The sequence below is a fragment of the Streptomyces muensis genome (assembly GCF_021474425.1).
Taxonomy (GTDB): domain Bacteria; phylum Actinomycetota; class Actinomycetes; order Streptomycetales; family Streptomycetaceae; genus Streptomyces; species Streptomyces muensis.
Genome location: NZ_JAKEIP010000164.1, coordinates 1 through 18,731, shown reverse-complemented (window position 1 = coordinate 18,731; position 18,731 = coordinate 1). Strand labels below are relative to the sequence as shown.

Sequence of the window (18,731 nt, the reverse complement as noted above, 5' to 3'; positions counted from 1 at the left end):
CGGGGGCAGCCGGCCGGCACGATCGCCGCCCGGCTCGACGGCGATGTCGTCGCCGCCGAATTCGTCGATTCGGACGCGGTGGGCGGGCGCGTCTGGGGCGCGCGGGGGGGCGGGGTGGCCGGGGTGGGCGGTTCGTCGGGCATGTGGGTGTCCTCCACCGGTGCGCCCCCGCGCCGTCTACGAGTTTACGGGCGATCTTGACTGCTGCTGTCCCGCGTCAACTCCGGTGCCCTCCGCGGCCGGTGGGCCGCTGGGGCCGGGCAGGACCGGGGCGGGGATCTGCTCGGGGTCGGCGGGCTTCATGCCGAGGTAGTCGCGTACGGCGGCGGCATCACCGGTGGCGTCGGCGAGGGCGGCGGCCTGGTCGAAGGCGCGGGACTGGATGCGCTCGATCTCTTCCGGGATGTCCTCGATCGGCCAGCCGCCCTCGGCGAGCATCCGCAGCGCGGTCTCCAGGCTGATCAGCCGGGCCGCGTACGCGGTGGCGACCTCCTCGAGCACGCCCATGCGGTCGGTGGGGGTGTAGGCGCCGAAGACCATGTTCGCCGGGTGGACGCCGCGGCCGATCCAGTCGGGGTGCTGCCCGGCGATAAACAACCGCTGAACGAACCGCAGCAGGAGCTGGTACTTGTGCCGGCGGGCCAGGCGCATGGCGGCGATCAGCTTGTCGAGCGGGCCGAGGGAGATCTTCAGGGCGTAGCCGGAAGGCAGCTGCGCCGGGTCCTGGGTGCCCAGTGCGATCGGGGGGAGGCGCAGGTTGACCGCGGCGCGCTCGCGCAGGGTCTCCACCGTGGCCAGGAGCTGGGCGAGTTGGGGCGCGGTGTTCACGACGTCCATGCGCCCGCCGTCGGCCAGCCGGAAGACGGTACCGGGTTCGACCTGCACGCTGGCCCGGCCGTCCTGCAGGCCCGAGACGGACAGGATCGGAATGCCGGTGGTCGCCGAGGCGCGGGCCGCGTCGGTGTCGGACGCCGCCAGCTCGTCCATGATCTGAAGGACGGCCGCGAGGGACGCCTTGCCCCAGTGCTCTTCGGCGCCGGGCACCGTGTTGGGCAGGTGGACCACCGGAATGAAGTCGATCAACAGGTCGAGGGCGTCGAGGACTTCGCCGTCGCCGCGCTGGGCGTAGGTGGCTTTGCCCATCGGCAGGTTGTCGACGTCGTCGGTGCGCTCGAGGTCTTCCAGCAGCCAGGTGGCGTCGGTGAGGTAGCAGGTGAGGTCGGACGGTTCGTCGTTCCAGGCGTACTGGCGCCAGATCCTGCCGTGCTCGTCGGCGGTGTCGCCCGGGGTGAGCTGCGGGTCGTCCTCGTCGCCGACGAAGGCACGCAGCGGCCGGCCGCGCCGGTCGGCGCCCGAGACGGTCGCCGGGCGGATGGGGCCGAGCTCGTAGGTGATGCGGCGCAGCCGCGCCTTGAGGCCGCGCCGTTTGTCCTCGGGGATCTCCCAGGCGAAGTGCACGCGGTGGGGGAACTCCCCGCCGTCGTCGCCCAGGATGGGGAAGTAGAAGCCGGGGTCCATGACGCGCACGACGGGGCGGCGCTTGTCGGGCTCCCAGGAGACCCGGTAGATGGCGTCCCCCAGGCCGACGGCCTTGCGCTCGGCCTGCTGCATCCGCATGGCCAGCTGCTCGTCCTCGGCCCAGGTGAGGAGGTCCTCCTGGACCGCGCGGGCTTCCTCGTCGAACGTGGTGGTGTCGTCCGGCTCCGTGCCGGCCACCACGATGCGCTGTTCGTCGCCGAGGACATCGGAGGTGATCGCGTCGACGAAGGCGGCCGGGTCGCCGTACTCGCGGCGTTCACGGGCGGAGGGCCCGTCGCGGACCTCGGCGAGTTCGCCGGCCTGGCCGCCGTCGTAGGCGGCGAGGACGGTGTACGCGGCGAGGCGGCGGGTGTCTTCCTCGGGCACCCAGGTGGCGTACGCGGACGGGAAGGCCCGCCGGTTGGGGTCGCCGGTGGTCGGATCGGCGTACACCGGCTTGAAGTTGAGCCAGCCCCAGGCGTCGATGAGGAATTGCCGCAGGCCCACGTCGTCCCTCCGGACAAGGTCGGCCCCGCGCCGTGATCAAGGATATCGGCGGGGGGCCGGAGGGTCTGCGGGCGTCAGGCGTAGCGGTGGCCGGCCTCGTAGTGCTCGAAGTCCCGGTCCTCGACCAGCCGCCAGGTGCGGCGGCGGCCGATGACCTGGTTCGCCCAGCGCTTGGCCAGCATGACGTCGCGCTCCGGGATCTCGCTGAACGTCTCGTGGCAGTCGCGCTTGCCGCCTTCCAGTTCCCAGCCGCTCACGTCCACGTCGATCCACGTCGGTGTCAGCTTGTACCAGGCGAGTTCGTCGTCCATCCGGTCCTCCGTCCGATGTGGTTTCTGGGCTTCAACCCCTCCAACTTTACAACGTGATGTTGTATTGTGGCAATGGAGCCGGAGACAACGGATCGTTGTATAGTCAGCGCCGGGCGCGGTCGACGTGCACTGACCGCCCGGAACACGTGCGGTCCGCCCCGAGGAGAGCGGGGCGGACCGCGCACCCATCGTTCCACCCGACAGCAGAGGACAAAGGATCATGACGAAGGAATCGAAGGAAGCGCCCCAGGAAGGGGGCGAGACCGAGGTGTGGGGTTACGCGGAGGTCGCCCAGGAGATCGGCGTGGCGGTCGGGACCGTGCGCTACTACTGGTCACAGAAGCGCCACCTCCTGCCGGACCCTGATGTGACACTGAGCGGGAAGCCCGGCTGGTACCCCACGACCGTGAAGGACTGGAAGAACAAGCGCCCCGGCCAGGGCTTCCGCACCGACCTCCAGGACCAGGACTCCTGAGCCGCCCAGACCGACGCTCGCACCGCCGCGGCGCGCCCCGCTCCCCCTCCGGAGCCGGGGCGCGCGGCGTTTCCGGCGGGCCGAAACAAGATCAGAAAAGCCCTTCAACTTTACAACACAACGATATATAGTCTGCGGGAGAGGCCGGACCCGCCGGCCCTGAGGGGAGGAACGAGATGTTCACCGTCAGCCTGGACCTCAACGCCCACGGTCTGCCCGCCAGCGATCCGCTGGCGGTTCACGGGGTCGGCGCCTGGGTTCACGGCACGACCGGCATCCGATACTCCTTCCACGACCCGGCGATCCACTTCCCCGGCTCGGACTGCCCGGTCACCGGCGTCCTGGTGGCCGACAAGTACATCGACCCGGTCTACCGGGACGACCCGGCCAGCTACGACTTCGACGACGAGCCGGCCGTCTCGGTCAGCCTCGGCGACCCGACGGCCACCGACGTGCACGACCAGATGATCGAGGTCGGTGACTGGGGCTTCAGCGGGTACGTGGTCTGCAGCGACCTGTACCTGAACCCCGGCCCGCACCCCGACCACGCCGACCGGTACCCCTTCGAGGCCGGGACGCGAGTGGACGGGCCGACGTACCACCTCACCGCGAGCCTGCTGCGGGCCGCCGCCGCCGACTACGTACACCGGTGGAAGACGACCAACGTGTGACCTGCGCCCCGGCCTCTCCGCCGGGGCGCAGCCGTGACCGCAGCCCGGCGGGAGGTGCTCTGACCTCCTCTTTTCTCTGGAAGATCGGCGCCATGCGCTTCAACCTTACAACGCTGCATTGTATAGTTGGGGTGCAAGGAACGGACCGGTACCAACGAGGAAGGAGTCAGACATGACCCTCGACCAGCCCACGGCGGACAAGGTGTTCGAGGCCGCCCTCGCGGCGCGGTTCCACCCCACCAACCTGGGCCTGACCGGCGAGGTGTGGGTCGACGGCTACACCTACCGGGTGGTCGTCACCGAGACGGAGCGGGCCTGCACCGACGTACGGGCGGGCTGGGGCGACGCCGAGTACACCTTCGCCAGCGCCAGCGCCGAGCAGGACCGGGCGCTGCGCGAGGCGATCGCCAACCCTAACTAGCCGACAACGGCGGGGGCTTGCCCTGGGGCAAGCACGGCAAGCCCCCGCCACCGGACCCGCGACCGACCACCAAGGAGGCTCCGTGACCGTCACCTTCACCGCCGCACACCGGCCGCCGGTGGGCTACGCCGTCAGCTGCTGCTGCCCGCAGGCCACCGTGCTCGCCCCGCGCTTCGGCAGCTACCCGGACGCCCAGGAGGCCGCCGACCGGGCCAACGCCGCCCCCGGCCCGCGAGACCCGCTGCCCGGCTGCGACCTGCCCGAGATCTGCCCGGAGTACCCGCTGTACGCGGAGGAGGTGGACCCGGACGGGGAGGTGCCGTTCGTGGAGTTCTCGAACACCAACGTCGTCGGCGTCCTCGAGGCGCTCGGCTTCCCGCTCACCGCGGACGCGGGCGCGGCGTGCGACGCCCTCGAGGCCGGTCTGCCGCTCGAGGTGCCGGACGACGCCGCGGTGATCCCGGTCGCCGTGGTCGACGCCCACGGCCAGCTGGGCGCGGGAGACTTCCGGGCCCGGGTGCTGACCGCGCTCGGCCTGGCCCCCGAGGATCCCGGCGTGCCGGACCTCCGGCTCGGGCGCACGGTCGTCTGCGGCCGTGCGCCAGGCTACCTGCAGCGGCGCCTGCGGGAGCTGTACGAGCTGGCCGACTGGTGCGCCGCACACGGCCGCGACGTGGCCTGGCACTGACCCGGTCCGCCCCGCTTGCCCCGGGGCGGACCGGGCGCCGCACGGCGCGCTGTGGCGGCGCCGGCCACGCGCCAAGTGCGTGCCCATCAGGGACTTTCCTCGAAAGATCTGGGCCCACGACTTCCACCTTACAACGCATCATTGTATAGTTGATGTTGGAAGGGGCGGACGCCCAGGACGAACCGAGGAGCACCTCATGGACAACGCGCGACGCCGGGCCCGGATCTGCATAGCCTTCGCCCGCCAGGAGGTCGCCGAGACCTTCGGGCCGGTCGCCGACCTGGATGCCGAGGACCGCGCCTGGCGGCGCGAGTCCCTCGCCTCCACCTTCAAGGGGTACGCCGAGAACCGGGTGACGGGGGTGGGCGCCGACTGGCGCGAGGCCCTCAAGGACGCCGCCGACAGAGGCCGGATCGACCTCGCCGAGTACGACGGGGACCTGACGGCCGCCCGCGACGTACTCCTGCACGGCGCGATCTGGGAGTTCGTCACCACGGCGGACGGGATGGCGATCCTGGACACCTGCGCCTCCTGAACGCCCGCAGCTTTGCCAGCCGCCCGAGCACACCGGGCGGCTGGCAAAGCTGCGGGACCACCCGCGACCCCGCTGGAGAAAGATCACCAAACCCCTTCCAACATTACAACGTCACGTTGTATAGTTGATCTCGAAGGGGGCGGGGAAAGCCCGCGGACCTCGATAAGTGCAGAGGGAGCGCAGCATGGACGAGATGACGGTCGCCGACCTGATCGAGAAGCTCGAGCGGATGAACCCGGAGGCCAAGGTGCGCCTGGCCACGCAGCCGAACTACCCCTTCGAGTACACGATCGGCGAGGTGACCGAGACCGAGGACGGCACCTGCTGGATCGCCGAGGGCGAGCAGCAGGGCTACCTCAGCGGCGAGGCCCAGGAGGCCCTGGGCTGGAGCAGCTGGAGCCGCAACTAGCCGAACGCCACACCGGGCCCGCCTCGAGGAGAGCGAGGCGGGCCCGCACGGAGACGAAAGGAGCAGCGGATGCCCCTCTACATCCTCAAGGAGCTCGACTCGCAGGGCCGCGTCTTCCAGGACGACGACACCACCGAGTACTTCGACGACACCGACCACAACGGCAACGCGCTGGACGCCGCGATGGACGCCTACAACTTCCGGGTCGGTCAGACCGACAAGGCTTGGGGCGCCGGGGTCGGCGCGACCCGCTGGACGCTCCTTCAGGTCGGCTAGCCCCCGACACCCGCCCCCGGCAGCCCCGGCCCACCCGGCCGGGGCTGCGCCGTTCACCGGCGTCCGTTGAGGCGCCCGTCGCGGTAGCCGCCCGTCCCGCTGTCCACGGCCGCCGGGTTGGCGAGTTCCGTCAACGCGTGCACCGCCGCGTCCATCCGGTCCGGCGAGTCCAGGCCCGGCATCCAGGTCACCATCTGGACCTCGAGCGCCGGCCACTCCCCCACGTGCCGCACCCGGCCCTGCTCGTACAGCTGCGCGATCGGCTCCGCCCTCAACCTCTTGCCCTGCTTCGCGGTCACCGGAATGATCCGCGGGCGCAGCGCCCCGGCCGCCTCGGGCCCGCCGCCGCGCACCAGTTCGTCCCAGCCCTGGACCAGCACCTGGCGGGTCATGTCGCCGCCGAAGTTGGACTCGACGACCAGGGCGTCCGCGTCGACCTCGAGGGCGAGTTCGCACGCGGCGCGCCCCCAGTCGGCGGCGCCCTTCTTCCCGGAGCGGTCGGCCAGGACGTACAGGTTCCCGGCGGCGTCGCGGCCGGCGGCCACGATGCCGACCTCGTCGCTGTCCTCGCCGCCTCCGGCCGGGTCGACCGCGACGACGATCCGGGTGAGCTTGATGCCGCGCAGCTGCTCGGTGCTGACCCGGTGGCCGCGGATCCACTCCCACTTCCAGATGCCGCCCTCGAGCGGCCTGGGCTGCTGCTGGTACAGCGCCCACCAGCCGCGCTCGCCGACTTCGTCGCGGAAGTCCTGCAGGTGCTCGAGGCCGAAGCGTTCGGGCCACAGCGGCTCGCCGAGGGCGCGGCCAAGGGCGTCGTCCGGGCTGTCGGCGATCGCAGGGAGGTTGATGACCGTCCAGCGCGCGGTGTCGCGGGCGGCGTCCTGGGTGAGGATCCGGCCCGCGAGGTCGTTCTCCGACCAGCGCGTCTGGATGACCACGATGGAACCGTTGGGCTCCATACGGGTGTTGAGGACCTGCTGCCACCAGTCCCACAGGTCGCCGAGCACCGTGGGGCTGGCGGCGGCCTTGGCGTCCTTCAGCGGGTCGTCGACGATCGCCAGGTGCGCGCCCATGCCCGTCAGCGAGCCGCCGACACCGGCGGTGACGAGGCCGCCGGGGCCCCCGGTGAGGTCGAAGCGGCCGGCCGCCTTGGAGCCGTAGCGCAGGGAGATGCCGAGCTGTTCGCCGTACTCGTTGATGGAGTCGCGCAGCCAGCGGCCGTGGCCTTCGGCGAGCACGGCGCTGTAGGAGGCGATCATCAGCCGGTGGGTGGGGTTGCGGCGCAGGTACCACAGGGGCGCCCATCGGGCGGCCCTCTGGCTCTTCCCGTGCCGGGGCGGCATGTTCAGCAGGAGCCGGACCCGCTCGCCGCGGGCGATCCGGATGAACGCCTGGTCGATGAGGTTCAGGTGCCGGGCCTGGAGCTCACGGCCGTCGGTCAGGAGCGCGGCGAGCGCCCCCGGGGAGCGGTCCATCGCCATCTGCCGCTCGATGTGGGCCAGGCGGATGCGCAGGTCGGGCGAGGCGGTGCGGGCGATGACGAGCCGCTGGGCGCGCGGGAGGGTGCGGTAGCGCTCGAGGAGGCGTTGCTCCTGGTCCGGCGCCTTCATCATGGGGGGCTCCGTGCACCCCCGCGCACCCTTCCATGATCTCTCAGATCGGGGGGTCCTCGATCAGCGCGAGGAGTTCGTCCAGTTCGGCGGCGGTGACGGCAGCCGGGTCGACGGCGGGTCCGGCGCTCTCGAGGCGGGCCGGGGCATCCAGGCCCAGGCGTCGGCTGCGGCTGTCGCTGATGGCGAGTGCGGTGCTGATGGCGTCGAGGTCGCCGGTCGTCGCCAAGTCCCAGATGGCGTACTGGAGTTCGTCGAGGGAGCGCTGGTCGGCTTCGTGGCGAGCGAGAGGCTCGAGCGGGTCGGTGGCCGCGAGGGCGTCGGCGAAGTCGGCGGCGGCCTCGGCTGCGTCGGCGTAGTCCAGCTCCCGGGCGATGGCGGTGAAGTCCTCGCCGGTGAGGCGGCGGCGGAGCAGTTCGGCACGCCGCTGGTCGAGGTGCGCCATGGTGTCCTCCATGAGTCACACCGCCGGGGGGCGGTGTGGTGGCCCCTGCGCGGGTCCCTTGTGGTCAACCTGCGGAGCAGGGGCTCCGATCTGCGGCAATGGAGATCAGGAAGATGCCCCACACCCTTCCATCTTTAAAACACTCCGTTGTATAGTTGAGCCATGCCGAAGAGGACACGCAGGGACCGGGACAGCGAGCGCGAGCAGATCGGCCAGCGCCTCGAAGCCGAAGTCGCCGAGATCAGGTTCGCCTGGCTGAAGCAGGACACCGAGCAGAAGACGCGGGAAGTGCTGGAACTCCTGGGCGTATCGGACGCCTGGAAGCGGGAGACGGCGGCCAGGCTGTACCAGCAGATGGCGGCGGGCGAACTGGACCCTCGGGTCGGGTTCGAGCAGGCCGCCTTCGTACAGTCCCTGACCGTGACCGAGTAGCACGGCCCATGGGGCGGCGGGCACCCCCCGCCGCCCCGCCACGGCCGCCACCACGGAGCTGTTCACGGTCGCGGTCGGCCCAACTCGGCGGCGTCCAGGATCCGTTCGCGCACGGTCTGGGCGATGGCCCGCATCAGCAGCGGGGGGACGGAGTTGCCGATGCGCGCCCAGACCTTGTCGACGGGGCTGTCGCCCCAGTCATAGGCGTCGGGGAAGGTCTGCAGGCGCGCGAGTTCCCGTACGCCCAGCAGGCGGTCCTCGTCGGGGTGGAGCAGACCGTTGCGGGACGCGCTCACCTCCTTGATGAGCGTGAAGGCCGGTTTGTCCCAGGCCAGGCGCTCGAGGGAGAAGAACGCCTTCTTGCCGCCGAGGTCGAGGAGCGTGTCGCCGCCGTTGCGGCCGGGCGGGATGAGCGGGGCCACGCGGGCGGCCTTGCCGGAGGGGCGCTGGAAGGGGCCGGGGTCGTCCAGGCCGGCCAGGGCCTCCCGGACGGTCAGCGGCCGGTCGACGGGCGCCGGGTGGACCGGGTCGAGGCCGAGGTCGCGCCGGACACCGATGAAGATCATGCGCATGCGCTTCTGCGGGACGCGGAAGTAGGAGGCGTCCACGAGGCGGGCGGTGACCCGGTAGCCGGGCCCGGCGGCCTTGAGCGCGCCGAGGATCTCGGCGAACAGGGAGCGCATCTGCCCGCGGACCATCCCGGCGACGTTCTCCATCACGAACGTCTTGGGCTGCCAGTGCTCGATCAGCCGTACGTACTGGCGGAAGAGCTGATTGCGGGGGTCGTCGATCTGCCGGCGGCCCACCGTGCTGAAGCCCTGGCAGGGCGGGCTGCCGTCGAACACGTCCAGCTCACCCGGCACCAGCCCGAGGACGGCCGGGTCCAGGGCGGCGATGTCGCCGTGGTGCAGCAGCACGTGGGGGAAGTTGCGGCGGAAGCAGTCGGCGGCGTGGTCGTCCCACTCCACGGCGAGCAGCTCCCGGTATCCGGCCATGGAGTAGCCCAGGGAGCTGCCCCCGGCCCCGGCGAAGGTCGACACGACGGTCGGCGCGTCCGCCGCGCGCGGGGCGAGGTGGGCGGCCCAGGCGTCGGCCAGGAGCCGGCCGTAGGCGAGCCGGGTGCGGACGACGGCCGGGCTCACGCTGCGGCCTCGTCACCGGTGAACGTGTGCCCGCACTGGGGGCAGGTGTGGGTGGTGGGCTGGAGGGCCTCGGCGATCGACTCGTCGAACGCGGCGAACCCTTCCGGGAGTTCGGCGGTCAGCAGGCGGGTGACCTCCTGCTGGCTCCAGCCGGTTCCCTCGAGGTCGCCGTCGAGCGCCGCGAGCGCGGCGGCGAGGTCCTCCTCGTCGTAGAAGCCGAGCTCGGCGAGCTTGTTGTCCGCCAGGTTGATACGGCGAGCGGTGTCGTCGTCGCAGGTGATGACCTCGCACCGGGCGGTGGTGCGGCCCTCGGCACGAAGGGCGTCGGAGGTGTGGTTGCCCGCCAGCACCACCAGGGCGTCGCCGGTGTCGCGGACGACCAGGGAGCGGTACTGGCCGTGGCGGCGGATGGAGGCCCGGATCGATTCGACGTCGCCGCGGCGGGGGTTGCCCGGGTAGCGGGTCAGGTCCTCGAGCGGCACGTCGCGGGTGCCGGTGTAGGTGGCGCCGGGCAGGCCGGCGGTGGTCTCGCTCATGCGGGGCGTCCTTCGTTGTGGTCCGCGATGATGCGCCGGGCCCAGGTGTCGGGGTCCTCGAAGCCCCACCTGCGGGCGTCCCATTCGGTGGCGCGGTCGCGGATGTCGATCCAGATGTCCAGGAGCTGGTCCCGCAGGGCGGGGTCGCGGGTGCGGCGCAGTCGGGCGGCGAGGTGGGCGAAGGCGGCCGGGTGCGCGGGCACTACGCCTCCTCCGGCGTCTCGCCGCCGGGCGCGGAGTCGTCGGTCAGCGTGATCAGGCGTTCCAGCTCGGCGAGGTCGACGGCTTCGACCTGGAGCGGGCCGCCGTCGGCGCCGGTGATCTCGGTGCGGGCGGGCCGGTCGAGGCCGAGAAGCCGGGCGCGGCGGTCGATGACCTTCAGGACGGTCTCGATCGCCTTGAGGTCGCCCTTGGCGGCCTTGGCCCAGGCGGCGGCCTGCATCCGGTCCAGACGCTGGACTTCGAGTTCGCGCAGGGTCGCCGCCGCGGCCGACTCGGCCTCGAGGTTGGCCTCGAGCGCGCGGTGGACGTCCTTGGAGGCGGCGCCGCGGTCGGAGTAGTCGAGCCGTTCGGCGATCGTCTGGAAGTCCATGCCGGCCAGCCGCAGCGCGATGGCCTGCGCGCGGCGGTGTGCGGTGGCGGCGCGTTGCGCCTTGGACGCGGGCACGGGTCAGCCCCCGTTCAGTCGTCCTGGTCGGGGAGGGTGAAGTCGTGCGGCTCGCCGGTGGACTTGAGCACGGGCTGTTCGCCGGTGTGTTCCTGGTAGCGGCGGCAGATGACGTCGGCGTACCGGGGGTCGAGCTCGACGACGCGGGCCGAGCGGCCGGTGACGTGCGCGGCGATGAGGGTGGAGCCGGAGCCGCCGAACGGCTCGTACACCAGCCCGTCGGGGCGGCACGAGTTGCGTAGGCCGGCGGTGATGAGGTCGACGGGCTTGGAGGTGGGGTGCTCGGCGTTGCGCGCGGGCTTGGGCACCTCGAACACCGTGGTCTGCGCGTTGTCGCCGTACCAGCGCTCCCCGCCGCGGCCCAGCCGCCCGGACCCGGCCGGCGCGTCGGTGAACCCGTACAGGATCGGCTCGTGCCGGTAGTGGTAGTCCGACCGGCCGAGGACCATGGTGTCCTTGGCCCAGATCAGGTTCTGCCGCACCAGCCACCCGGCGTCCGTCATCGCGGTCTCGAAGGTGATGCGGGCGGTGTCGGCGTGCGCGACGTAGACGGGGGCGCCGGGCTTGAGGGCGACGGTGGCCACCGCGAAGGCGCCGGCCAGCAGTTCGGGCAGGTCGGTGGCCCCGTCGTTCTGGATGGTCAGTGCGTCCTTGGTCTTGCCGACGTAGTCGACGCCGTACGGCGGGTCGGTCCACATCGCGTCGCAGCGGTCGCCGTCGAGCATCTCCTCGACGGCCGAGACGTCGGTGGAGTCGCCGACCAGGAGGCGGTGGCGGCCGAGGATCCAGACGTCGCCGACCTGGGAGTGCGGGTCGGCCGGGGCGTCGGGGATGTCGTCGGGGTCGGTGAGCGCGGCGGGCTCTTCCTCGGTGCCCAGCAGGGCGGAGACGTCGTCGGCGGTGTAGCCGGTGCCGTCGAGGTCGCCGTCGAGGTAGGAGAGCAGGTCCGCCAGGGCGTCGTTGTCGTACGTGCCGAGCTCGGCGAGCCGGTTGTCGGCGAGGTTGATGCGGCGGGCCTGGTCGTCGTCGCACTCGATGACCTCGCACCGGGCGGCGGCGTAGCCCTCGGCCTTAAGGGCGTCGTGGGTGTGGTTGCCGGCCAGGATGACGTACTGGTCCTCCCCCAGGGCGCGCACCACCAGGGAGCGGTACTGGCCGTGACGGCGCAGCGAGCCGCGGATGGCGTCGATGTCACCGCGCCGGGGGTTGCCGGGGAACCGCTCGAGCTGGTCGAAGGGGATCTCGCGGGTGCCGAGGTAGGTCACCGCGGCGGTGGGCGTGGGGGTGCCCATGGCAGCTCCGTCCACCCCCACAGTGCCGTGATCCATTTTCCCCGACCACGGCGGTGACCTGGGCGGGCGTCAAGTGGCCCGGGGCGGCTGGCGGTTCGGCAAAAGATCATGCCCCCTCCCCTTCCAACCTTACAACGTCACGTTGTATAGTTGGGGTGTGAGGACGACCCGCCCCCAGGAGGCAGAGATGCAGCGCACCGCCGGACACACCCACTGCCTCCGCTGCGACCGCGTCCTGCGCTCCGCCCGCTCTGCCGCCCTCGGCTACGGCCCGACCTGCCTGCGCAAGGTCAAGGCTGCCGCCCTGGCCCACGCGCAGACCGGCAGCCACAAGCCCGCCCAGGTCGCGAAGGCCACCGAGCTGATCGAGATGGGCGGCCTGGTCCGCCTGCGCGCCCGCCGGGTCTTCCAGGTGGTCGCCTCCGACGGGATCACCACCTACAAGACGGCCCCGCAGGCATGCACCTGCCCGGCCGGACTGCGCGGCCAGCACACCTGCTACCACCGGATCGCCGCCCAGATCGTCGCCGCCGCCTGACCGGCGGCGGCTCCACGGGCCGGACAGAGAGGAACACCGTGACCAACTCCGACGCCTACGAGATCGACTGGAACGACGGGAACCAGGAGATCGCCGAATCCGTGATGTGGGCCGCCGACGAGCGCAAGCCGCTTCTCGTCACGACCCACAAGGGCGAGATCGTCCGTCTGGTCCCCGAGGCCGCCCCTGAGACCGAGTCCGAGACGCCCGCCGCCCGGGAGGGCGTTGTGGCCCACCCGATCGTCGAAGAGCGCAACCGGTCCCTTCAGGTCACCGGCGCCCCGAACGTGACGGACTTCTTCGGCGTCACCCTCGCCCCGCAGTCGGTGTACCTGAAGTACCGCCGGCCCACGGGCGAGGAGCCGATGCTGGAGATGGCGTACGTCAACGGCTACCGCGTGCCGGGCACCAACAAGCCGGAGGAGTACACCACCATCACCTTCATCCCCGGCACCCACGACCTGCCCGCCTGGCTTGCCGCCCTGGTCGACGCCCACATGCCGTGGTGACCCTCCCCCGGCCGTCCAGCCGGCACCGCCCCTCGCCCCGCCCGCCGGCGGGGCGTTCGGCTTTCCCCCTGCGGTGCCGGCATCGGCGCAGCACAGGGCCGGTTTTCCGGGGTTGCAAGTCCTGCGCGAGCGGAGTGATGAATGGGCCGCCGCCACCCCGGCGGCGTCAACTCCCCTACAAAAAGCAGGAGTTCATCATGCCTCAAGTCACCAACGAGGTCCGTGCACGGTACGGCCGGGCGCTGCTCGCGTACTACGACGACGCCCGGGCCGCCCTCGGGCACGAGCCCAGCGCCCGGGAGGACGTCGGCCTGGTGTGGGCGGCCTGCGCCCGGGGCGGCAGCCAGGACCGGTGGGACGCGGTACGGGCCGAGGACCTGGCGACGGAGGCCGACTGGGCGTGCGAGGTCCTCGGCGACCTGGTCTCCAACCTCTTCCACGCGGCCGACGGGATCGTGATCCCCCGGCTGCTGCTGGACGCGGTGGCCGCCTCGGAGAGCCGGGGCGAGGCCGCCTGGGACGAGGCCGCCCGTACGGAGGCGTGGCGCCTGCTGGGCGAGCGGGGCCCGCGGTTCGCTCGCCTCCTGATTGCGATGCGCCGGGCCCTGCTGACGGTCCATGACGTCGACGCCGACGGTCTGTTCGAGGGGGCCCGCAGCGCCTTCGAGGACGAGGTGGAGGAGGAGCGGTACGACGCGGTGGCCGCCCGGCGCGCCTAGGGAGTATCCGTACAAGTCCCCTACCGGGGCGGGGAGTTGGGTTCGGGTCTGGCGTGTCTTCTCGGCACGGGGGGTTTAGAGAAGGGAATGGATGGTCCGCGCCAGACCCGAACGTGTCCGATGATCGGATCGCCCGTCGGGGCGGTCAAAAATCGGGGGCATCGGCGGGCGCCGTGTTCCGCATACGGGCGATGAGGGCTCGCACGTCGGGCACGTCCGCCAGGTGCTGCCCGGCCCGGGCGCAGTCCAGGGTGGGCGAGCCCGTGGCGGGCACGGGGCGGCTCCCCCGAGGCGCGGCAGGCGGGGAGGAATCGGCCCTCGAGGGGCGGCAGAGCCGCGCCGTGCCGATGGCCACGACCTTCCCGTCCTCGCGCCCGGCTGCGAGCAGCGTGACGGAAGCGGGTGCGCTGTACGTGGGGGGTCGGGCGGTGGACGCCGCCCGGGAGTCGTTCATGCCTGCTGGTCTCTCCTCAGTGTGCTCGCCCGGAAACGCACAACGAGCCGGTGAGGCCCAGTGGTCGCCGGAGGGCATGCCTGGTGGCGGCCAGGTGACCCGGAAACGGAATGTGACTACTCTGCGCGCAAATCGTGATCCTGCCCTTCACACCTGAACGTGTCAACTAAAGTACACAGGGTCAAGATCAAGAGAGTGAGTACGTGGTTGTGATCAGTCATCGGCGGCCAGGCGGCTTTCACGCCGTGCCCGGCAAGCCTGGTGAGCGGTGAGCCCAGGCCGTCCGTCCCTGGCGGACAAACTCAGGGCCCTCATGGCCAGCCGCCGGGACGCCAACGGCCGGGCGCACACATCACGTTCGCTGTCCGCCGGCGTCGACGCGCTCGAGGAAGATCACACGTCGGTCTCCCACGCCGCGATCGCCAAACTGGCCAACGGCTCGCAGGACAACCCGACCATCGCGACGGTCGTGGCCCTGTGCCAGGCCCTGGGCGGCGTGCCGCCCGCGTACCTGCTCCCGCACGACAGCTACGACGACCTCACGGCGCTCGAGGTGTTCGAAGATCCCGACGCGCGCCGCGTCCTCGCCCTGTTGAATGGGCTCCCCAAGAGTGAGTGGCGAAACGTCGTTGCAGACTTGGAGCGGCGGCGCGACGATCTCGGCTTGCCGCCGGTGCCGCGCAGTGAGGCGGCCGAGAAGCCGGGCCGACGTCGTCGCCGGCGCAGTAGGGACGAGGCCGCTCAGTATGCGGCCGATGCATTGGAAGGGCTCTAAGTGGACGGCATAGTCTTCGGGACGTGCACAGTGGCCGGCTTGCTGGTCACCTTTTTCTGCACCAGGAGGGCCGTCGGCAACCCGCGCGTGTCCACGTGGTCGATCGCGGCCGCGTTCGGCGTCTGCACCCTGGGCGTCTTCTTCGCCGTCCCCGTGGTCGCCGACCTGGCGGAGGACGCCACCGGCGTCGCCAACGTCGGCAAGCTGATCGCGCACATCTGCGCGATCCTGTGGTGCGCGGCCCTGCAGATCACGATGGTGGACCTGGCCTACCGGCCGGAGTACGTGCGGGCCGCGATGTACCAGCGGGCCTTCGCGGCCATGGTGGAACTGGCCGTCATGGTGCCGCTGTTCCTCGCGACGAACGAGCCGCACATCGAGTTCACGACCGCGTACGCCGCGGACACCCGGGTCGCCGCGTATCTGCTGATCTACCTGGCGTACGTCATGGTCACCTGCGGTGAGCTGGCCTTCATGTGCGGCCGGACCGCACGGCGCAACTGGGGCATCCGGCCCTGGAGCGGCGCCGGTTTCGCGCTGTCCTCCATGGCCGCGACGCTGGGCATGGCCTACACGTTGTCCAAGGGCTCGTACCTGATCTTCTACATCCTGGGCAATCCGTGGTCGCTGGATGTCGAGGAGGTCGTGAGCCCCGCGTTGAGCGGCCTGGCCGTGATCTTCCTGTTCCTGGGCCTGACGCTGCCCATGGTGGGTGCGTTCCGGGAACGGCTGCAGCAGGACAAGGAGCAGGAGCCTGCCGGGCTCTGACGCCGCGTTCAGGACTGTGGGCCGCACGCAACGCGCGTGCGGCCCACAGTCGTCTCCCGGGGTGCCGGGGTCAGCGGGAGGGGCCGGTGCCGGCGTAGCGCACCGGCAGGTCGACCAGGCCGCGGGCGCGCAGGGAAGGCCGCCAGCGCACTTCGCTCCCGGCCAGCTCGAGGTCCTCGAACCGGCCGAGGAGCGCGGCGAGGGCGACCTCGGTCTCCAGTCGCGCCAGCGGTGCGCCCAGGCAGTAGTGGATGCCGTAGCCGAGCGCCAGGTGCCCGGCGGCGTCACGGCCGAGGTCCAGGCGGTCGGGGTCGGGGAAGCGGTCCGGGTCGCGGTTGGCGGCGGACAGGGACAGCAGCACCGTGTCGCCCGCGGGGATCGTCGCGCCGCCGATCGTCACGTCCTGGGTGGGGAAGCGGCGGATGGCGAGCAGGGCCGGGCCCTCGAAGCGGGCGAACTCCTCGACCGCGCCGGCGATCCGTGCCGGGTCCTCGCGCAGCAGGGCCATCTGGTCCGGGTTCTGCAGGAGCGCCAGGACCGCGTTGCCGATCAGCTGGACCGAGTTCTCGTATCCGGCGAAGAGGATGAGGAACGCCAGGGACATCAACTCGTCCTCGGTGAGCCGGTCGTCGTCGGCGTCCCGGACGGCGATCAGGTCGGAGAGGAGATCGTCCGCCGGGCTGGCCCGCTTGTGGGCCATGAGGTCCTTGAAGAACCCCATCATCGCCACCACGGCCTCCTTGGCGGCCTGGGGTCGGCTCGGATCGGGGGCGACCAGCGCGCTCCCCCAGGAGCGGAAGTCCCGTCGGTGGCTGTCGGGGATGCCGAGGAGTTCGCAGATGACGGTGATCGGCAGGGGCGCCGCGTAGGCGGCGATCAGGTCGGTCGTGCCCTGCGCACCCAGCGCGTCCAGGAGCCGTTCGGCGGTGGCCGTGACCGGCTTGCGCAGCTGCTCGACCCGGCCGGGGGTGAAGGCGCGTCCGACCAGGCGGCGCAGCCGGGTGTGGTCCGGCGGATCCATGTTGAGGAGGTTGGCGTCCAGTGCCGGCGGCAGCGCCAGCCCGCGGTAGCTGCCCTCCCGGGCGTGCGCCTTGTCCAGCGACAGCCGCGGGTCGGCGAGCGCGGAGCGTACGTCGTCGTACCGGGTGACGAGCCAGGCCGGTTGGCCGTCGGGCCCGGCGATGCGGTGTACGGGCGAGGCGGTGCGCAGACTCCGGTAGACGTCGTATGGGCGGGTTATCAAATCGTCCGCAAGATCCATGCGCTCACCCTATGGGTGCGGCTCGAGCGTCCGGCGGGGCAACGACAGCGGCCCCCGGCCGAGTCCCTCGAGGGGACTTCAGGCCGGGGGCCGATGCGCTCCCATCTCCCGTACTGCCCGACGAACTCAGCTGCTCCACGGCTGCATTCGTCGCCGGTTCCGCCGATGCCCGCGGCTTTCCCGGTGCTCCCCACCGTACACGAAACCCACTACGTAAGGAAGGGTTTAGTTGGGGCCGGACATGCCGGTGGGGCAGCCCCTCCCGCCGGGCTGCGCCACCACGCCGTCGTCCATCGTCTCACCGGCGGCTACTGCCAGGGGGCGCGTCCCGTGCCGTCCGCCCACTCCAGCAGGGCCTGCGAGCCCATCAGCTTCAGCGGCGCCTCGAGGTCGTTGTTCCAGTCGAAGGCGCTCGCGGTGAAGCCGCTCGTCGTGACGATCGCGGCCAGGTCGCAGCCGTGGGTGTCCTGGTAGGTGCCGTTCACCTGGTACAGCACCTCGGCACTCACCTTCTTGGTCTGGGTGTACCGCTTGCACTGGATCAGCAGCCAGCGTCCGTCGGGGGTGCGGGCCTTCACGTCGCCCGCCCGGTCGTTGGCGCCGCCGAGGACTTCGACCTTGGTGCAGCCGTCGCGTTGGCACAGCCGGGCGACGGCGCGTTCGAAGCCGCCGGGTGACAGGGCTCGGAAGTGGTCGATGTCGGTGGGCAGTTCGCCGTGCCCGTCCAGGCGCCAGCGCCGGTAGCGGCGCCTGCCCCACAGGTAGGCGGTGGTGACGCCGGCCAGGCCGAGGACGGTCAGCAGCGCGGCGAGTATGCCGGGGTGGCGGCTGAGGTAGTCGCCGATGAACAGCAGCGCCAGGACCACGACGATGATGAGCGCGGTGCGGTCTCCGGCCGTTAAGTGGCGTCGCCAGCCGCGGCGTACCGCGCCCCGGCGGCGGCCGGCGGGGTGGCGGCGACGGCTGGTGCGGCGGGCGGGACGGCGGCGCTCGGGGTGCGGGCGGCGGGTGGTGCTGGCCATGGTGGGTCTCTCCTATCGGTCGATTCGGTTCGGGATGGTGCGCCGGGCGTACGGGTGAGGGGAGGTCAGTCCTCCCACCAGGTACCGGAGAAGCCACCGGAGCGCTTGCGGCGGCCACCGCCGAAGACGATGCGCAGGAACAGGGCGCCGGCGAGGACGATGCCGACGACCTTCAGCACGGTGACGGTCGCGCCCCACAGCGTGTGCAGGCCGGAGTCGATCGCGTCGACGATGTCGTTGCCGTACACCGCGCCGACGGTGGTGACCGCGGCAACACCGGCGAGGTAGGTGGCGGCCTTGAGCTTGCGCCGGTTCCAGGTGAGCCACTGGGGCAGGGTGCGCCGCTCGCGCTCCATGAAGGCGGTGGGCAGCGAGGCCGGGTCGGGCGAGGCCGACATGGCCCGGCGCGGCGCGGCCGGCGGCGGGGTCGGCTGCTCGAGGGGAACGACCTCGCGGACCATCTCGGTGGAGCCGTCGGTGTTGGTCTTGTGGGTCTCGCGGACCGTGTAGCCGTCGGGGACGACGAAGGGGGCGATGCCCGGGGCGACGGGGCCGGGCTGTGGGATGTGCCGACCGGGGGTGGTGTCGCTGAGGTCGGCGAGGAGGGCCTGCGCCGTGTCGTACTCGGACTTGCTGAGCCGGACGTTGCCGTCGTTCATGGGGTCACGCTTCCTTGTCTGAAGTGGTCGGGGGCTGCGGGGCGGTGCGGGCTGCTGGAGGGCGGGTGTGCGGGGGGGGGCCGGGGGGGTG

At 71.7% G+C, this 18,731-nt stretch carries 27 protein-coding genes; 14 read left to right on the top strand and 13 right to left on the bottom strand.

Annotation, left to right across the window (positions count from 1 at the left end; all coding sequences use genetic code 11):
* On the top strand, positions 1 to 201 hold a 201-nt coding region (locus tag L0P92_RS29875; protein ID WP_234766163.1), incomplete at its 5' end, for a hypothetical protein.
* On the opposite strand, the gene L0P92_RS29870 is transcribed toward L0P92_RS29875, so the two are convergent.
* Complete coding sequence (locus tag L0P92_RS29870) at positions 178 to 2,025, bottom strand: hypothetical protein (RefSeq protein WP_234766162.1); 1,848 nt, start codon at positions 2,023 to 2,025, stop codon at positions 178 to 180. The two genes, L0P92_RS29875 and L0P92_RS29870, sit on opposite strands and share 24 nt — an antisense overlap.
* A gap of 74 nt (positions 2,026 to 2,099) precedes the next feature.
* Positions 2,100 to 2,336 (bottom strand): hypothetical protein, encoded by a 237-nt coding sequence (locus tag L0P92_RS29865; RefSeq protein ID WP_234766161.1) that lies wholly within the window; start codon positions 2,334 to 2,336, stop codon positions 2,100 to 2,102.
* A 220-nt stretch (positions 2,337 to 2,556) separates the two neighbouring features.
* Between L0P92_RS29865 and L0P92_RS29860 the strand changes: the two genes are divergently transcribed.
* The 7 genes from L0P92_RS29860 to L0P92_RS29830 all read left to right on the top strand — a co-directional run bounded on the left by L0P92_RS29860 (position 2,557) and on the right by L0P92_RS29830 (position 5,811).
* Positions 2,557 to 2,811 carry a MerR family transcriptional regulator gene (locus tag L0P92_RS29860; protein WP_234766160.1) on the top strand — a complete coding sequence of 85 codons (255 nt, stop codon included), beginning with the start codon at positions 2,557 to 2,559 and terminating at the stop codon, positions 2,809 to 2,811.
* 176 nt (positions 2,812 to 2,987) lie between these two features.
* The gene (locus L0P92_RS29855) at positions 2,988 to 3,482 is read left to right on the top strand and encodes a hypothetical protein (protein WP_234766159.1); all 495 of its coding nucleotides are present in this window, start codon (positions 2,988 to 2,990) and stop codon (positions 3,480 to 3,482) included.
* Between the two features lie 172 nt (positions 3,483 to 3,654).
* On the top strand, positions 3,655 to 3,903 hold the full coding sequence (locus L0P92_RS29850; RefSeq protein WP_234766158.1) for a hypothetical protein: 249 nt from the start codon (positions 3,655 to 3,657) through the stop codon (positions 3,901 to 3,903).
* Between the two features lie 82 nt (positions 3,904 to 3,985).
* Positions 3,986 to 4,591, top strand: a complete 606-nt coding sequence (locus tag L0P92_RS29845) for a hypothetical protein (protein ID WP_234766157.1) — start codon at positions 3,986 to 3,988, stop codon at positions 4,589 to 4,591.
* A gap of 196 nt (positions 4,592 to 4,787) precedes the next feature.
* The gene (locus tag L0P92_RS29840; protein WP_234766156.1) at positions 4,788 to 5,126 is read left to right on the top strand and encodes a hypothetical protein; all 339 of its coding nucleotides are present in this window, start codon (positions 4,788 to 4,790) and stop codon (positions 5,124 to 5,126) included.
* 184 nt (positions 5,127 to 5,310) lie between these two features.
* Positions 5,311 to 5,535 (top strand): hypothetical protein, encoded by a 225-nt coding sequence (locus tag L0P92_RS29835; RefSeq protein ID WP_234766155.1) that lies wholly within the window; start codon positions 5,311 to 5,313, stop codon positions 5,533 to 5,535.
* 69 nt (positions 5,536 to 5,604) lie between these two features.
* Positions 5,605 to 5,811 (top strand): hypothetical protein, encoded by a 207-nt coding sequence (locus L0P92_RS29830; RefSeq protein ID WP_234766154.1) that lies wholly within the window; start codon positions 5,605 to 5,607, stop codon positions 5,809 to 5,811.
* 53 nt (positions 5,812 to 5,864) lie between these two features.
* Here L0P92_RS29830 and L0P92_RS29825 read toward each other — a convergent pair whose 3' ends face one another.
* Together L0P92_RS29825 and L0P92_RS29820 are read right to left on the bottom strand one after the other, a co-directional pair.
* Positions 5,865 to 7,424 carry a terminase large subunit domain-containing protein gene (locus L0P92_RS29825; protein WP_234766153.1) on the bottom strand — a complete coding sequence of 520 codons (1,560 nt, stop codon included), beginning with the start codon at positions 7,422 to 7,424 and terminating at the stop codon, positions 5,865 to 5,867.
* A gap of 40 nt (positions 7,425 to 7,464) precedes the next feature.
* Complete coding sequence (locus L0P92_RS29820) at positions 7,465 to 7,878, bottom strand: hypothetical protein (RefSeq protein WP_234766152.1); 414 nt, start codon at positions 7,876 to 7,878, stop codon at positions 7,465 to 7,467.
* A 150-nt stretch (positions 7,879 to 8,028) separates the two neighbouring features.
* On the opposite strand from L0P92_RS29820, the gene L0P92_RS29815 reads away from it, so the two are divergent.
* The gene (locus tag L0P92_RS29815; RefSeq protein WP_176188212.1) at positions 8,029 to 8,298 is read left to right on the top strand and encodes a hypothetical protein; all 270 of its coding nucleotides are present in this window, start codon (positions 8,029 to 8,031) and stop codon (positions 8,296 to 8,298) included.
* Positions 8,299 to 8,360: 62 nt separating this feature from the next.
* On the opposite strand, the gene L0P92_RS29810 is transcribed toward L0P92_RS29815, so the two are convergent.
* The 5 genes from L0P92_RS29810 to L0P92_RS29790 are packed head-to-tail and all read right to left on the bottom strand — an operon-like array spanning position 8,361 to position 11,935.
* Positions 8,361 to 9,440: a DNA cytosine methyltransferase gene (locus tag L0P92_RS29810; protein WP_234766151.1), complete on the bottom strand. Its 1,080-nt coding sequence runs from the start codon at positions 9,438 to 9,440 to the stop codon at positions 8,361 to 8,363.
* The gene (locus tag L0P92_RS29805) at positions 9,437 to 9,976 is read right to left on the bottom strand and encodes a ParB/RepB/Spo0J family partition protein (RefSeq protein WP_234766150.1); all 540 of its coding nucleotides are present in this window, start codon (positions 9,974 to 9,976) and stop codon (positions 9,437 to 9,439) included. Before L0P92_RS29805 ends, L0P92_RS29810 begins: the two co-directional genes overlap by 4 nt.
* The gene (locus L0P92_RS29800; RefSeq protein ID WP_176188218.1) at positions 9,973 to 10,179 is read right to left on the bottom strand and encodes a hypothetical protein; all 207 of its coding nucleotides are present in this window, start codon (positions 10,177 to 10,179) and stop codon (positions 9,973 to 9,975) included. Before L0P92_RS29800 ends, L0P92_RS29805 begins: the two co-directional genes overlap by 4 nt.
* Positions 10,179 to 10,643 carry a hypothetical protein gene (locus L0P92_RS29795; RefSeq protein WP_176188220.1) on the bottom strand — a complete coding sequence of 155 codons (465 nt, stop codon included), beginning with the start codon at positions 10,641 to 10,643 and terminating at the stop codon, positions 10,179 to 10,181. The genes L0P92_RS29800 and L0P92_RS29795 overlap by 1 nt, the downstream gene beginning before the upstream one ends.
* Before the next feature lie 14 nt (positions 10,644 to 10,657).
* Positions 10,658 to 11,935: a DNA methyltransferase gene (locus L0P92_RS29790; RefSeq protein ID WP_234766149.1), complete on the bottom strand. Its 1,278-nt coding sequence runs from the start codon at positions 11,933 to 11,935 to the stop codon at positions 10,658 to 10,660.
* Between the two features lie 157 nt (positions 11,936 to 12,092).
* On the opposite strand from L0P92_RS29790, the gene L0P92_RS29785 reads away from it, so the two are divergent.
* From L0P92_RS29785 to L0P92_RS29775, 3 genes are all read left to right on the top strand, one after another.
* Complete coding sequence (locus L0P92_RS29785) at positions 12,093 to 12,473, top strand: DUF6011 domain-containing protein (RefSeq protein WP_234766148.1); 381 nt, start codon at positions 12,093 to 12,095, stop codon at positions 12,471 to 12,473.
* 38 nt (positions 12,474 to 12,511) lie between these two features.
* Entirely contained in the window at positions 12,512 to 12,982 is a 471-nt protein-coding gene (locus L0P92_RS29780) for a hypothetical protein (RefSeq protein ID WP_234766147.1), read from the top strand.
* Positions 12,983 to 13,179: 197 nt separating this feature from the next.
* On the top strand, positions 13,180 to 13,701 hold the full coding sequence (locus L0P92_RS29775) for a hypothetical protein (RefSeq protein ID WP_234766146.1): 522 nt from the start codon (positions 13,180 to 13,182) through the stop codon (positions 13,699 to 13,701).
* Positions 13,702 to 13,846: 145 nt separating this feature from the next.
* On the opposite strand, the gene L0P92_RS29770 is transcribed toward L0P92_RS29775, so the two are convergent.
* Positions 13,847 to 14,155, bottom strand: a complete 309-nt coding sequence (locus L0P92_RS29770; protein WP_234766145.1) for a hypothetical protein — start codon at positions 14,153 to 14,155, stop codon at positions 13,847 to 13,849.
* Between the two features lie 313 nt (positions 14,156 to 14,468).
* Here L0P92_RS29770 and L0P92_RS29765 point away from each other — a divergent pair, with 313 nt between their 5' ends.
* Positions 14,469 to 14,930, top strand: a complete 462-nt coding sequence (locus L0P92_RS29765) for a helix-turn-helix domain-containing protein (RefSeq protein ID WP_176188230.1) — start codon at positions 14,469 to 14,471, stop codon at positions 14,928 to 14,930.
* A 30-nt stretch (positions 14,931 to 14,960) separates the two neighbouring features.
* Complete coding sequence (locus L0P92_RS29760) at positions 14,961 to 15,698, top strand: hypothetical protein (RefSeq protein ID WP_234766144.1); 738 nt, start codon at positions 14,961 to 14,963, stop codon at positions 15,696 to 15,698.
* A 70-nt stretch (positions 15,699 to 15,768) separates the two neighbouring features.
* Here L0P92_RS29760 and L0P92_RS29755 read toward each other — a convergent pair whose 3' ends face one another.
* The 3 genes from L0P92_RS29755 to L0P92_RS29745 all read right to left on the bottom strand — a co-directional run bounded on the left by L0P92_RS29755 (position 15,769) and on the right by L0P92_RS29745 (position 18,640).
* On the bottom strand, positions 15,769 to 16,959 hold the full coding sequence (locus L0P92_RS29755; protein WP_234766143.1) for a cytochrome P450 family protein: 1,191 nt from the start codon (positions 16,957 to 16,959) through the stop codon (positions 15,769 to 15,771).
* Positions 16,960 to 17,267: 308 nt separating this feature from the next.
* Positions 17,268 to 17,981 (bottom strand): restriction endonuclease, encoded by a 714-nt coding sequence (locus L0P92_RS29750; protein ID WP_234766142.1) that lies wholly within the window; start codon positions 17,979 to 17,981, stop codon positions 17,268 to 17,270.
* Positions 17,982 to 18,046: 65 nt separating this feature from the next.
* A complete protein-coding gene (locus L0P92_RS29745) occupies positions 18,047 to 18,640 on the bottom strand; it encodes a hypothetical protein (protein WP_234766141.1) in 594 nt (197 codons plus the stop codon).
* Positions 18,641 to 18,731: the final 91 nt, after the last annotated feature.

Excerpts from the sequence above, each read along its gene's own strand:
- L0P92_RS29865 (WP_234766161.1), bottom strand. The coding sequence starts at position 2,336 with ATGGACGACGAACTCGCCTGGTACAAGCTGACACCGACGTGGATCGAC.
- L0P92_RS29860 (WP_234766160.1), top strand. The coding sequence starts at position 2,557 with ATGACGAAGGAATCGAAGGAAGCGCCCCAGGAAGGGGGCGAGACCGAG.
- L0P92_RS29855 (WP_234766159.1), top strand. The coding sequence starts at position 2,988 with ATGTTCACCGTCAGCCTGGACCTCAACGCCCACGGTCTGCCCGCCAGC.
- L0P92_RS29850 (WP_234766158.1), top strand. The coding sequence starts at position 3,655 with ATGACCCTCGACCAGCCCACGGCGGACAAGGTGTTCGAGGCCGCCCTC.
- L0P92_RS29840 (WP_234766156.1), top strand. The coding sequence starts at position 4,788 with ATGGACAACGCGCGACGCCGGGCCCGGATCTGCATAGCCTTCGCCCGC.
- L0P92_RS29835 (WP_234766155.1), top strand. The coding sequence starts at position 5,311 with ATGGACGAGATGACGGTCGCCGACCTGATCGAGAAGCTCGAGCGGATG.
- L0P92_RS29830 (WP_234766154.1), top strand. The coding sequence starts at position 5,605 with ATGCCCCTCTACATCCTCAAGGAGCTCGACTCGCAGGGCCGCGTCTTC.
- L0P92_RS29825 (WP_234766153.1), bottom strand. The coding sequence starts at position 7,424 with ATGATGAAGGCGCCGGACCAGGAGCAACGCCTCCTCGAGCGCTACCGC.
- L0P92_RS29820 (WP_234766152.1), bottom strand. The coding sequence starts at position 7,878 with ATGGAGGACACCATGGCGCACCTCGACCAGCGGCGTGCCGAACTGCTC.
- L0P92_RS29815 (WP_176188212.1), top strand. The coding sequence starts at position 8,029 with ATGCCGAAGAGGACACGCAGGGACCGGGACAGCGAGCGCGAGCAGATC.
- L0P92_RS29805 (WP_234766150.1), bottom strand. The coding sequence starts at position 9,976 with ATGAGCGAGACCACCGCCGGCCTGCCCGGCGCCACCTACACCGGCACC.
- L0P92_RS29790 (WP_234766149.1), bottom strand. The coding sequence starts at position 11,935 with ATGGGCACCCCCACGCCCACCGCCGCGGTGACCTACCTCGGCACCCGC.
- L0P92_RS29775 (WP_234766146.1), top strand. The coding sequence starts at position 13,180 with ATGCCTCAAGTCACCAACGAGGTCCGTGCACGGTACGGCCGGGCGCTG.
- L0P92_RS29770 (WP_234766145.1), bottom strand. The coding sequence starts at position 14,155 with ATGAACGACTCCCGGGCGGCGTCCACCGCCCGACCCCCCACGTACAGC.
- L0P92_RS29765 (WP_176188230.1), top strand. The coding sequence starts at position 14,469 with ATGGCCAGCCGCCGGGACGCCAACGGCCGGGCGCACACATCACGTTCG.
- L0P92_RS29755 (WP_234766143.1), bottom strand. The coding sequence starts at position 16,959 with ATGGATCTTGCGGACGATTTGATAACCCGCCCATACGACGTCTACCGG.
- L0P92_RS29750 (WP_234766142.1), bottom strand. The coding sequence starts at position 17,981 with ATGGCCAGCACCACCCGCCGCCCGCACCCCGAGCGCCGCCGTCCCGCC.
- L0P92_RS29745 (WP_234766141.1), bottom strand. The coding sequence starts at position 18,640 with ATGAACGACGGCAACGTCCGGCTCAGCAAGTCCGAGTACGACACGGCG.